Raw genomic sequence first — 12,561 nt, forward strand, 5'->3', positions numbered from 1 at the left:
GTTCCGTCGGGTAAACCCTCCCGCAATTCGGGACCGGCTTTAGCCCCCGATTCGATCCCTCCGACAGCTGTTTTCTGGAAATTCCATGCATCGTTACCGGTCCCACACCTGCGGCGCGCTCCGCGAGAGCCACATTGGCGAACAGGTCCGCCTGTCCGGCTGGTGCCACCGCATCCGCGACCATGGCGGTGTGCTGTTCATCGACCTGCGCGACCACTACGGGCTAACGCAAGTCGTCGCCGACCCGGACTCGCCGGCGTTCAAGACCGCCGAAAAGCTTCGCTCGGAATGGGTGGTGCGGATCGACGGCAAGGTGCGGCGGCGTCCCGAGGGCACCGACAATCCGGAACTGTCGACCGGGACCGTCGAGATCTACGTCAGCGAGATCGAGGTGCTGGGCGCTGCGGACGAGTTGCCGATGCCGGTATTCGGCGAGCAGGAATACCCTGAAGACATCAGGCTGAAATACCGCTTCCTCGACCTGCGCCGCGAGAAGCTGCACCAGAACATCATGACCCGCGGCGCGATCATCGATTCCATGCGCAAGCGGATGAAGGAGGCCGGCTTCTTCGAGTTCCAGACGCCGATCCTGACCGCGTCCTCGCCGGAAGGCGCGCGCGACTTCCTGGTGCCCTCGCGCATCCATCCCGGCAAGTTCTACGCGCTGCCGCAGGCGCCGCAGCAGTACAAGCAGCTCCTGATGATGTCGGGCTTCGACCGCTACTTCCAGATCGCGCCGTGCTTCCGCGACGAGGATCCGCGCGCCGACCGCCTGCCCGGAGAATTCTACCAGCTCGACGTCGAGATGAGCTTCGTCACGCAGGACGACGTGTTCGCTGCGATGGAGCCGGTCGTCACTGGCGTGTTCGAGGATTTTGCCAAGGGCAAGCCGGTCACCAAGGGCTGGCCGCGGATTCCCTTTGCCGAGGCGATCCGCAAATACGGCACCGACAAGCCCGACCTTCGCAATCCCATCCACATGCAGGAAGTCTCCGAGCATTTCCGCGGCTCCGGCTTCAAGGTTTTTGCGCGCATGCTGGAAGATCCGAAGAATCAGGTGTGGGCGATTCCGGGCAAGGGCGGCGGCTCGCGCGCATTCTGCGACCGCATGAACTCCTGGGCGCAGGGCGAGGGCCAGCCGGGTCTCGGCTACATCATGTGGCGCGAAGGCGGCGAGGGGGCAGGTCCGCTCGCCAACAATATCGGGCCCGAACGCACCGCCGCGATCCGCGATCAGCTCGGCCTGAAGGAAGGCGATGCCGCGTTCTTCGTCGCCGGCGATCCGGACAAGTTCTGGAAGTTCTCCGGCCTTGCGCGCACCAGGCTCGGCGAGGAGCTGAACCTGATCGACAAGGACCGGTTCGAGCTCGCCTGGATCGTCGACTTCCCGATGTACGAGTACAACGAGGAAGACAAGAAGGTCGACTTCTCGCATAATCCGTTCTCGATGCCGCAGGGCGGCCTCGAGGCGCTGCAGACGCAGGATCCGCTCACCATCATGGCGTTCCAGTACGACATCACCTGCAACGGCTACGAGATCGCCTCGGGCGGCATCCGCAACCACCGGCCCGAGGCGATGGTGAAGGCGTTCGAGATTGCAGGCTATGGCGAGAAGGACGTCGTCGAGCGCTTCGGCGGCATGTACCGCGCGTTCCACTACGGCGCCCCGCCGCATGGCGGCATGGCGGCCGGCGTCGACCGCATCGTGATGCTGCTCTGTGGCACGACGAACCTGCGCGAAATCTCGCTGTTCCCGATGAACCAGCAGGCGGTGGACCTGATGATGGGCTCACCCTCAGAGGTCGCGCCGAAGCAGTTGCGCGAGCTTCACATCCGGCTCAATCTGCCGCAAAACTAAGACAAATCTCCGATATCTTGCATCGGGGCGGAGGAAGTCCGCGGGGGAAGCGTGCATGTCGTATTCTGATGAACTCCATGCCGCGGCATTGGCCTATCACCGGCTGCCGCGGCCGGGCAAACTCGAAATCCAGGCCACCAAGCCGCTCGCCAACCAGCGCGACCTGGCGCTGGCCTATTCGCCGGGCGTGGCCGCCGCCTGCACCGAGATCGCGAAGAATCCTTCGGAAGCAGCCTCCCTGACCGCGCGTGCCAACCTGGTTGCGGTCGTCTCCAACGGCACCGCCGTGCTGGGCCTCGGCAATATCGGCCCGCTTGCCTCCAAGCCGGTCATGGAAGGCAAGGCGGTGCTGTTCAAGAAGTTCGCCGGTATCGACGTCTTCGACATCGAGATCGCCGCCGATACCATCGAGCGCGTGGTGGAGACCGTTGCGGCGCTGGAGCCGACCTTCGGCGGCATCAACCTGGAGGACATCCGCGGGCCCGAATGCTTCGAGATCGAGGCGCAGCTGAAAGAGCGCATGAAGATTCCGGTCTTTCATGACGACCAGCATGGTACCGCAATCATCGTCACGGCTGCGATCGTCAATGGGCTGCTGCTCAACGGCAAGAAGCTGGGCGATGTGAAGATCGTCGCCTCCGGCGCCGGCGCCGCTGCGATCGCGACCCTCAACCTCCTCGTCTCCATGGGCGCCAAGCGCAGCAATATCTGGGTCTGCGACATCGACGGCGTCGTGCACGAGGGGCGCAACACCCAGATGGACCGCTGGAAGGCCGTCTATGCCCAGAAGACGGACAAGCGCACGCTCGGTGATGTGATCGGCGGCGCGGATATCTTCATCGGCTTGTCGGCGCCGAACGTGCTCAAGCCCGACATGGTCAAGCAGATGGCCGACAAGCCGCTGGTGATGGCGCTCGCCAATCCCGTGCCGGAAATCATGCCCGAAGAGGCGCGGGCGGCGCGCCCGGATGCGATGATCTGCACCGGGCGATCCGACTTCCCGAACCAGGTCAACAACGTGCTGTGTTTCCCCTTCATCTTCCGCGGCGCGCTCGACGTCGGCGCCACCGCGATCAATGAGGCGATGAAGCACGCGGCAGTCGACGCCATCGCCCAGCTGGCGCGCGATCCGCCGTCCGATGCGGTCGCGCAAGGGTTCGATACGGGGGAGACGCAAGGCTTCGGTCCGGGCTCGCTGATTCCGAGCCCGTTCGATCCGCGCCTGATTTTGCGCATTGCGCCGGCGGTGGCAAAGGCGGCGATGGATTCCGGCGTCGCGTCGCGGCCGATCAGGAATTTCGAGGAATATTCCGCGCAGCTGCAGCGCTACTCGTTCCGCTCCGGCCTCACCATGAAGCCGGTATTCGCCAAGGCGAAGGCCCAGCCGGTGCGCGTGGTCTACGCCGAAGGCGAGGACGAGCGCGTGCTGCGCGCGACGCAGGTGGTGCTGGAAGAGAAGATCGCGCGGCCGATCCTGGTCGGACGTCCGTCCGTGGTCGAGGCGCGGATCGAGCGGTTCGGCCTCTCGATCAGGTCGGGCCGGGATTTCGACCTCGTCAATCCCGAAGACGATCCGCGCTACCGCGCCTATGTGCAGTCCTATATCGACATTGCGGGCCGGCGCGGCGTCACGCCCGATGCCGCGCGCACGGTGGTGCGGACCAACAACACGGTGATCGCCGCGCTCGCGGTGGCGCGCGGCGAGGCCGACGCCATGCTCTGTGGCGTCGGAGGCCGCTATATGAGCCATCTGCGCCATGTCCGCGACATCGTCGGATTCCTGCCCGGCGTCAGCGAATATGCGGCGCTGGCGCTGCTCATCACCAGCAAGGGCGCCTATTTCATCGCCGACACCCAGGTGCGGCCGAATCCGAGCGCCGAAGAACTGGCGGAGGTGGCCTCGCTCGCCTCGCTGCATGTGCAGCGATTCAACATCAATCCGAAGATTGCCTTCGTGTCGCATTCCGATTTCGGCAGCTATGACACGGAATCGTCACGTAAGATGCGGCGGGCGACGCAGCTGCTGAGGGAGAAGCATCCGGAGATCGAGGCCGACGGCGAGATGCAGGGCGATACCGCGCTGTCGGCCGCGGCGCGGACGCTGGTGTTGCCACAGTCCAATCTGGAAGGCGACGCCAACATTCTGATCATGCCGAACCTCGATACGGCCAACGTTGCCTATCAGATGATCAAATCGCTGGCCGACGCCTTGCCGGTCGGCCCGATCCTGATCGGGCCGGCGCGACCGGTTCACATCCTGACCAAGTCGGTGACGGCGCGCGGCATCCTCAACATGACGGCCGTCGCCGCCGTGGAGGCCCAGGAGCGGGCGGGCCGCCAGCAGCCGAGCTTGTTTGGCTGAACAATGTCCGAACCGGGGAGCGATTTGCGGATTCATTGATGATTTGAAAAGCGGAAGCGGAACGCCCATAATCGTAGCCGCGACGTCCGCTTTTGAATTTTGAGAGGCCTGTCATGCCAGCGTTGATTACTTTCGGGCGGATTTTGTTTGCAGTGCTGTTCGTCTATACCGGCGCCACAAAGCTGTTCGCCGTCCAGGCTACCTCCGATTTCATCGCCTCCAAGGTACCGATCCCGGCGCTGTTCGCGCCCTACATGGCGCAACTCGAGAGCGTGACCGGAATGACCACGCCGCAAATGCTGGCGATCGGCGTCGGTGCCTTCGAGGTCATCGCGGGGCTGATGATCGCGCTCAATTTCCTGGCGCGGTTCTTTGCGATCCTCATGATCATTTTCGTGCTGGTGGCGACCTTCTACTTCCACGATTTCTGGAACCAGGCGCCGCCCGAGAACGGCAAGACGCTGATCGAAGCGCTGAAGAACCTCTCGCTGATCGGCGCGCTGTTCATCATTGCCGGCTACGGCAAGGGCCCGCGCTCGGTCGAGCCGGCTTACGGGGACGTATAGCGACTAGCCGCGCCGCCACGGTGTGACGCTGACGCCGTCGGCGGGATCGAGCATTTGGGCTTCGCCCGGCTTCAGCCCATGTGAGCGAAGGACTTGCTGCGGCGTCCGAGGGCCGACGCCCGGGAAACAGGGCTCACCGCCGGGCAGCCGGACGTTGACTGCCACCGAAAGCCAGAACGCATCGTAGCGGTCCATGAACATGTCGAACACGGCGGGACCGCCGATGATGGCGATGGTTCCGGCGGTGACACCGATGCGCTCGCTGGCCTGCTCGAACGCGATGCCCGCCGGGTTCCAGAGCAGGGCCTTCGGATTCGATGGATCAGGCTCGGTCGAAGCAACCCTGCGGGTCAGGATGATTCGCTTGCGCTTCGGCGAGTTCGGCTGATCCTCATGGGAATTGCGTCCGTGCACGATCAGCGCGGCGCGGTCGAGGGCGGCGGTGAAGAAGCGCTTGTCGCCCTCGAACTTCAGTTCGTCCGGCATGACGTTCTGCGCGTTGGCCAGCATGCCATCGCCGGAGACGATGACATAGCCTTCGAAACGCAACGCCGGCATCGCGGATGCTGGGTGCGTGACTATTCCGAGACCGTCGTCACGACGCTGCTGAGCGGGCGAGAGCTCATGGTCGGCAGCTTGAGCTCCTTGATGACGGCTTCGTCATATTGCGGCAGGGTCTGAACGGGCGTCTTGGCGCGCATGGCGACGACCTTGTAGCCGCCCTCCTTCAGCCGCTTCAGGAGGTCAGGAAGTATTTCCGCGGTGTGCTTCTGATAGTCGTGCATGAGAAGGATGCCCTTGCCCTTCTTCTCGAGCCCCTTCATCACGAGATCCATGGGCTTCGATCCGCGGTACTTGAAGTCGAAGGAATCGATATCGCAGGAGAAGCTCGCAATGTTGCGCTCGCCGACATAAGTGAGCATTTCCGGCGGGTGCTGCAGGGCGGGGAAACGGAAGAAGGGTGCCGGCGAAGCGCCGCCCAGCGCCCATTTCACCGCGCTGAAGCCCTTCTCGATTTCCTCCTTGCGCTGCTCCTCGCTGAGCTTCTTGTTGACCAGCGGTATATGCGACCACGTATGCGTGCCGACCGTGTGGCCGGCCGCGTACACTTGCTTGATGATCTCCGGATAGTAGGTCGCGTGCTTGCCGATGGTGAAGAAAATGCCGGTGGTGCATTCCTCGGCAAGCGCCTTGAGCACCGCGGGTGTGTTGTTGAGCCACGGCCCGTCGTCGAATGTCAGCACCACTTCCTTCTCCTTCAGGAAGTCGAGTTCCTTGAAGTGCTCGAAGCCGAACCCCGGACCGCCTGTGGTGTCGATCTCGACGGTACGGCTGACCCCGAGCGCGTTGGGATTGGTGCAGGCCGCGCGTGCGGGCTGTCGCGGTTGTGCTGCTGCCGCGGCCGGTGCCGGGGCGGTTGCGGCGGCTGGCGCTGCAGCAGCGGCCGGCTTGGCTGGCAGCGCTTGCGACCACGCAGCGCTGGAGGCGAGCAACGAGACCATGCTCGCAACTATGAGACCTGCCGCAATACGCATGTTGTTTTCCCTGAGTTTTCCCTTTGCCGGGGCGACTGGCGTCAGCCGGCCCGGTCAATTCCTGCCCCCGTCGGATACTAGCCTAGTTGGAGAGGCTCCGCCAACGCAACGACGCCGAAGACACAGCGAAGAATTTGTCGGCAGCCCGGTTAACTACGGGACCTCAGGAAGCCGCGAGCGCCCGGGCGACCGAGGTCATCACGCGCGTGTCCGTCGGCTCGACGTTCTGGGGAAAGACCTCGGCAATATATCCCGCGCGGTCGATCAGGTATTTGTGGAAGTTCCAGCGCGGAACCTCCCTGGGCCGCGCCTCTGCCGCCCATTTGTAGAAGGGATGGGCGTTCGGTCCCTTCACGACGACCTTGCCCGCGATCGGGAAGGTGATGCCGTAGTGATGCTGCGCGGTCTCCGCGATCTCCCTGGACCCGCCCGGCTCCTGTCCGCCGAAATCGTTGGAAGGCACGGCGATGATGACGAGGCCGCGGTCGCGAAACTCGCTCCACAATTGCTGCAAGCCCGCATATTGCGGAGTGTAGCCGCATTGCGAGGCGGTGTTGACGATGAGCAGCGGACGGCCGGAATATTCAGCGAGCCTGATGTCGCCGCCCGACAGCGCCGGGAACGAGAACGCATAGGCAGATACCCTGCTCATATTGTCCTGGCTCACGTTGCCTTGGGCTCGCGCAGTACGGGAGCAGGAGGGCTCGGCGGCTGCGACCAGCGCTGCGGCAATGAATGTCCTGCGATCGATCATGGCCATCCCCAAACAGGATTGACGGGTAGCGAACATAGCGCGCCGGCGTGCCGGCGGCCTTCAACAAGCCGTTACGATCTGGCCGGGCACCAGGGCAGCGGGAGCAACGGCATGTAGTGGTTGTTCCACTCGCAGATCGACTGCGGACCGGTGCGCTTGAAGGCGAATTTCGCTGGCTCGGCCTGGCCGATGGCCAGATGCAGGCCGAACAGGGCCATCGCCGTCGCGTAGGTCCATCTGGCGAAGCGCAGGTCGCTTAGCCGATCGAGCAGGATGGCGCCGGACAGGATGATCAGGGGATCGGTGAAGATGAAGTATTCCGACTTCAGACCGCGCCGCACGCCCAGCGTATCGATTCCGATGGCGGCAAGCAGCAGCGTCAGCGCCTGCAGCGCAGTGAGGCGTTCGCCGCGCCGCCAGGCCATCACGATGCCGGGTACGATCAGCCAGGTCAGGAAAACGGTCGGACGCGCCGAGGAATGCAGCACGAAGGTGTAGCGGGCGAGCACCGAGCCGATACCCTCGATCAGCAGGCGGACGATGCCTGAAATTCCCGCACCGCTCGCGACGTCGCCGGTCGCGGCGTCGGCGAAGGTCAGCATTTTCTCCAGGGGATTGGCGATCGCGATCACGTTGCGGCTGTCGTGGGCGAGATAGAGCAGCAGCAGCGTGAGTGAGGCGCCCGTGACGATCGCAAATGTCGAGGCGAGCGTTTCGGCGGCACTGACCCGCCAGAGCGCGGCATAGGCGATCATGCAGGCGCCGATCAGCAGCGCCAGCGCCAGCTGATAGACGCCGTAGCGCCCGAGCAGGAGCGGGCGGAAATGCGCGGCATCGATCAGTGTGCGGTCGAAGCCGGTGGCGATCAGCGGCCAGGCCATGGCGACGGCGATGCCGGCGATGACGGCGCTGGCCGCCGTGACCAGCCACGCGGCCGGGCCGCCGCGCCAGAACGCGACGCTTGCGCTATCCCGGCTGCCGAACGGCAGGATCATGAGCGGCAGAGCGCCGATCGCCAGGATCGCCTGCACCTTGTTCTCGAGGCCGAGCATGCACAGCACCGCGGCAAGTCCGAGCGCGAGCGGGCGGCCGAGGCTGGCGCGCCGTCCGGCGGCGATGAGGACCATCAGCGCGAAGATCACCGGCAGCGCGGCAATCAGCTCGCTGCGCAGGATCCGCGAATGCACGGCCATCCCGCCGGAAAACGCGAACGCCAGCGTCGCCAGCAGCGCAACGCGCCTGTCGCGCACCATGGCGCGCATCAGCGCGGCGAACAGGAGCACGCTGCCCGCCGCGATCAGGAACGCCAGGACGCGTCCGGCGCGCACGGCACGCGTCATCGCGGCATCGAAGGCTGCGACGTCGGTCGCCGATGGCATTGACGACAGCGACCACGCATCGAGCAGGCCGAGGGCGTGCAGAAACCCGAACCAGTGCTTGACGGTGAGGATCGTGAGGTAGGCGGTGTGGTCGAAGAAATGCTGCGGCTTGCCGTCGTTCATGGCGAGCGCGTTGTAGATCACCATGAAATCCATGTCGGCGTTGCGCCAGTAGACGATGGCATAGCCGAACAGGAAGAACGACAAGGCAAGGCCGGCGACGATGGCGATGAGCCCGCCGCGCCAGCCGAGGAAGGTCAGCCGGTCGAACGCATCCTTGCGCGCGCCGGCCGAGGCTGCCGTTGCAACGGGAGAGAGCTCATCCATGGCGGCGGTTTAGCACAGAAGCCAAAGCCCGCCAGATGAGCGCTAGCGCAGGCGGACGATGAAGTCGGTGCCTTCGCCGGTTTCACCCTGGTTGATGCCGTGGTCGGAGACCATGATCGAGCCGCCGGTCGTGAGCGCCTCGGCGATCTTTGCCATGACATCCGGCGGGATCGTGATGCGGTCCAGCGCCTCGGCCGGGCTGTTGGCGTTCGGCACGGCCGGCTTGACCGTCGGCGGAACCGCTCGGGCGACCTTGCGGCGCCGCGTGGCGCGCTCGTCCTCGTCGGCCCGATGCGCGTTGCGCGCGGTGACCGGCAGCGACACCACCGACCAGCGCAGCGCATTCGGGTCGCTCTTGTCGACCTCCGCGGTGAACACATGCGTTCCCAAAAGCTTGTCGCTCGGCGCGATGGTCACCGGCACGTCGAACACCGGCTTGAAGTTCTGCCGCACATAGAGCTTGCCATCCTTGCGGCTGATGAAGACGGCGACCTGGCCCTCGCGCTTGAGCTCAGACTTGGCTTTCTCCACGCCGGGCAGGCGTGAGGCATCCTTCTTTGCCGGCGCCTCGGTGACGGCCTTCTCGGCCGGCGCGGCAGCCGCGGCGGGTTCGGCCGGCTTCGGCTCGATGGTCTTGATCGGCTCGGCTGCGGCCTCGGCCTTCGGCTCGGCGAGCTTCTGCTCGGCATTCGCGCTTACCGAGGCCGGGCTGGACTTAACCTCGCCGGTCACGATCTCGGCGGGCTTGGCTTCCGCCGTGTCGTCGGAAGTCGCCGCATCTGCCGCGTTGGCGGTTGCCGGCTTTGCCTCCACGGCCTTTGCGACCTCCTGCTTGATCGCAGTCTCGGCCGCGCCGGACGCGCCGGCGGGCGAAGCGTCCGACATGGTCACGGCCGCGTTGGCCGTCAGCACGCCGCTGGCGTCAGCCGTGTGCAGGCGCGCGTGCCCGACGGTCGAGCGAAGCTCGAGCCGGGCGTCGGCGGTATCGGCGGGCTTGCCGGCTTCGTGCGCGGCGTCGGCGCCCTTGTCGGACTTTACGCCGAGCGGCGCTTCGACCTGGGGAGCCTCCTCGACGACCGGTTGCGGCACGACCTTTTGCGTGACCAGCAGCGGGTGAGAGAAGGGCGCCGGCGTGATCTCGCCCGGCGTGACCAGCACCCGCGCGCCCATCCTGGTCCAGACCCACATCTTCTGCGCGAAGGCCATCGGCATGCGTATGCAGCCGTGCGAGGCCGGATAGCCCGGCAGCACGCCCTGGTGCATTGCCACACCCGACCAGGTGATGCGCTGCATGTAGGGCATCGGCGCGCCGCTATAGATGTTGGAATGATGCATCTTGTGCTTCTGGATGATGCTGAACACACCCATCGGCGTCGGATGAGACTTGGTGCCGGTCGAGACCGGGCCCTCGGCGAACAGGCCGTTGGAATCGTAGACGCGGATCTTCTGCTGCTCGATCGAGATCGAGATGATGAGCGGGCCCTTCGGCTTGGCGCCGGCAGCGTTTTCCTTCTCCGCGGCCTGGGTCTTCTTGTCGATGATCGTGCGCTTGACCTTCGGCTTGCGCGGCTGCGGCGGGTAGTAGTAGCCCGGGTTGAAATCATTCCAGTAGTACAGCGCAGCTTCAGCTGGGGAGGCGCCGGCGATTGCGCCGGCGGCGGTCAGGATAATGGCGACGCTTGCAGTGGAAATCCGATGTCCGCTCACGCGAGTAATTCCCTAGAATCCGATCGCAGTCTTGCAGTTTGTTGTCGCAGACGCCATCCGCGTTCACCAGCGTAAGGCTTAAAATCGCTGCGGTTTTCGTTCCAAGCGTAGCAGAAAAGCCTCACATTCTGTTAAACCACCACTGGTAGCAGGCAACCTTCGCTCTTCCGATGCGGCACCGCAGCACTACATAGGCCGCGAGCATCACCCTTGGAGCGTTTCATGCCAGCCGAAGCTACCTGTCCAGATGACAACCTGCCGAAGGAGAGGCGCCCGTTTGCGGTGGCCTTCGCCCTTATCCTGACGGCACTCTCCGCATCGGGCCTCGCGGCACCAGCGCAGGCTGCGGACGAGCCGGACCTCGTGTTCCGCCGCTCAACGGTGTTCAAGCTGCTCAGCCCCAACGACAAGCTTGCGACGTATGGCGTCGACGACCCCGAGGTCGAGGGCGTGGCCTGCCACTTCACCGTGCCGGAAAGGGGCGGCTTCAAAGGCTGGCTGGGCCTGGCCGAGGAAGTCTCGGACATCTCGCTGGCATGCCGCCAGATCGGTCCGGTCCGCTTCAAGAACAAGCTGGAGCAGGGCGACGACATGTTCCGCAAGCGCCGCTCGCTGTTCTTCAAGAAGATGCAAATCGTTCGCGGCTGCGATGCCAAGCGCAACGTACTGGTGTACATGGTCTATTCGGACCGGTTGATCGAAGGCTCGCCGAAAAATTCCACCTCCTCGGTGCCGATCATGCCCTGGGGGGCCGCCGACGCCGCGGTGCAGAAATGCGGTGAATTCGTCCAGTAGGTTAGGACCGGACGCGAAGATCTTGCTTTAGCGCTGCTGCGGCGCCTTGCGGGTCCGCGGTCCGGCGCGCACCCTTGTGTCGCGGCAGCCCACGAGGTGCAGCAGCTGCTGCGGCGAGGAGACATTGCCGTGGTAGCTGAAGCTGCCTTGCTGCGACATGGCCCCGCAATCGGTCGGTTGCCCTGCCTGCATCTGCTTGGCGATACCCACGCCCGACGAGCCCTTACCCTGCATCTGCTCAACAATCGGCTTGCCGATCTTGCGCGAGGTCTTACTGCCAACATCGTTGTTGCCATTGCCCACGACGGCGATCCCTGTGCTGATAAAGAGATGTTGTTGACGAACCGGATGTAACGCGCAGTCTGCCCACAAAGTTGCACGCTATCTCTTAGGTCGCTCGGGAATCGGATCGGGTTCAGCGCTGTCCACAGCAAGTCACAATTCGCTCGGCCATTGACCCAGCCGGTTTGGCCAATGGCCGACGACGCAAATGTCATCATGCGCATTCTCTGAAATCATTGGATTTTTTGCCGCAATATTTCGTCGTGGCCGCGGCGACGAAACAATTCTCCCCGTCACGAAACCATTTTCCCCTTGTGGTGCAGATATCCGGAAACAGCCCTTGGCTATCAAGCTGCCCAACCAAGCGGCGCCGATCGCCGGACCCGGAGACAGATCGATGCGGACCCTCAGCTTCATCCTTGCCTTCGCCTTCGTGCTCGCCGGTCCCTCGATGGCTGGATCGGCGGACGATTTGCCGGCTGCCGGCGCCTTCGCCTATAACGGCGCGCCCGCCGCCAATTCCGCGCCGCTCGTGCTTGCAGCGCGCCACTAGGTCCGAGCCGATCAAGTAGAGTCCAAGGCCATCATGCTCCTTCGTTCCTGCATCGCCGCGATCGCCACTTCGCTCATCCTCATCGGCTCGGCACAGGCGCAGATGCGCTCCCAGCCAAGGCTTCCCGATCCGCGCGGCGAGTTCGTGCGTCAGTGCGCGCCTCACATGGTAGGCCGCTGGGCGCATCCGGAATCCGTATGCGGCTGCCTGCACGACTATGCCGCCGCCACCGTCGAGGACAACGACCTGCGCGAAGCGCTGTTGCGCGGTATCAGCGAGACCGGCGTGCCGACCATCGAAACCCACTGGGTGCCGCCGGCCAAGCAATCGCAGATCGCGGCGACGTTCACCAAGATCGCAAAGCCCACCTTGCAGTGCATGTTCGAGCCCGCCCTGCCGCAGGCGAGCTCCGGCGGCTAGTCCGCTCGACATCCCCACAAGCC

The 12,561-nt window shown here is 64.5% G+C and carries 12 protein-coding genes; 6 read left to right on the forward strand and 6 right to left on the reverse strand.

Going from position 1 to position 12,561, the window contains the following annotated elements; all coding sequences use genetic code 11:
- Window positions 1–85: 85 nt before the first annotated feature.
- The 3 genes from aspS to ACT4OC_RS12810 all read left to right on the forward strand — a co-directional run bounded on the left by aspS (window position 86) and on the right by ACT4OC_RS12810 (window position 4,786).
- The gene (gene aspS, locus ACT4OC_RS12800) at window positions 86–1,858 is read left to right on the forward strand and encodes an aspartate--tRNA ligase (protein WP_444839359.1); all 1,773 of its coding nucleotides are present in this window, start codon (window positions 86–88) and stop codon (window positions 1,856–1,858) included.
- Between the two features lie 55 nt (window positions 1,859–1,913).
- Window positions 1,914–4,220 carry an NADP-dependent malic enzyme gene (locus tag ACT4OC_RS12805; RefSeq protein WP_444839360.1) on the forward strand — a complete coding sequence of 769 codons (2,307 nt, stop codon included), beginning with the start codon at window positions 1,914–1,916 and terminating at the stop codon, window positions 4,218–4,220.
- A gap of 113 nt (window positions 4,221–4,333) precedes the next feature.
- On the forward strand, window positions 4,334–4,786 hold the full coding sequence (locus tag ACT4OC_RS12810) for a DoxX family protein (RefSeq protein ID WP_444839361.1): 453 nt from the start codon (window positions 4,334–4,336) through the stop codon (window positions 4,784–4,786).
- A gap of 3 nt (window positions 4,787–4,789) precedes the next feature.
- On the opposite strand, the gene ACT4OC_RS12815 is transcribed toward ACT4OC_RS12810, so the two are convergent.
- The 5 genes from ACT4OC_RS12815 to ACT4OC_RS12835 form a co-directional block, all read right to left on the reverse strand.
- A complete protein-coding gene (locus ACT4OC_RS12815; RefSeq protein ID WP_444839362.1) occupies window positions 4,790–5,344 on the reverse strand; it encodes a dihydrofolate reductase in 555 nt (184 codons plus the stop codon).
- 20 nt (window positions 5,345–5,364) lie between these two features.
- Window positions 5,365–6,321 (reverse strand): polysaccharide deacetylase family protein, encoded by a 957-nt coding sequence (locus tag ACT4OC_RS12820; protein WP_444839363.1) that lies wholly within the window; start codon window positions 6,319–6,321, stop codon window positions 5,365–5,367.
- A 163-nt stretch (window positions 6,322–6,484) separates the two neighbouring features.
- Entirely contained in the window at window positions 6,485–7,075 is a 591-nt protein-coding gene (locus tag ACT4OC_RS12825; RefSeq protein WP_444839364.1) for a glutathione peroxidase, read from the reverse strand.
- Window positions 7,076–7,146: 71 nt separating this feature from the next.
- Entirely contained in the window at window positions 7,147–8,781 is a 1,635-nt protein-coding gene (locus tag ACT4OC_RS12830) for a hypothetical protein (protein WP_444839365.1), read from the reverse strand.
- 42 nt (window positions 8,782–8,823) lie between these two features.
- Entirely contained in the window at window positions 8,824–10,488 is a 1,665-nt protein-coding gene (locus ACT4OC_RS12835; RefSeq protein ID WP_444839366.1) for a L,D-transpeptidase, read from the reverse strand.
- 297 nt (window positions 10,489–10,785) lie between these two features.
- Between ACT4OC_RS12835 and ACT4OC_RS12840 the strand changes: the two genes are divergently transcribed.
- Window positions 10,786–11,283: a CreA family protein gene (locus ACT4OC_RS12840; protein WP_444839400.1), complete on the forward strand. Its 498-nt coding sequence runs from the start codon at window positions 10,786–10,788 to the stop codon at window positions 11,281–11,283.
- Window positions 11,284–11,310: 27 nt separating this feature from the next.
- Here ACT4OC_RS12840 and ACT4OC_RS12845 read toward each other — a convergent pair whose 3' ends face one another.
- On the reverse strand, window positions 11,311–11,586 hold the full coding sequence (locus tag ACT4OC_RS12845; protein WP_444839367.1) for a hypothetical protein: 276 nt from the start codon (window positions 11,584–11,586) through the stop codon (window positions 11,311–11,313).
- Between the two features lie 376 nt (window positions 11,587–11,962).
- Between ACT4OC_RS12845 and ACT4OC_RS12850 the strand changes: the two genes are divergently transcribed.
- Together ACT4OC_RS12850 and ACT4OC_RS12855 are read left to right on the forward strand one after the other, a co-directional pair.
- A complete protein-coding gene (locus ACT4OC_RS12850; protein ID WP_444839368.1) occupies window positions 11,963–12,118 on the forward strand; it encodes a hypothetical protein in 156 nt (51 codons plus the stop codon).
- Window positions 12,119–12,151: 33 nt separating this feature from the next.
- On the forward strand, window positions 12,152–12,538 hold the full coding sequence (locus ACT4OC_RS12855; RefSeq protein ID WP_444839369.1) for a hypothetical protein: 387 nt from the start codon (window positions 12,152–12,154) through the stop codon (window positions 12,536–12,538).
- Window positions 12,539–12,561 lie beyond the last annotated feature (23 nt).

It is taken from the genome of Bradyrhizobium sp. (genome assembly GCF_052389815.1).
Taxonomy (GTDB): Bacteria; Pseudomonadota; Alphaproteobacteria; order Rhizobiales; family Xanthobacteraceae; genus Bradyrhizobium.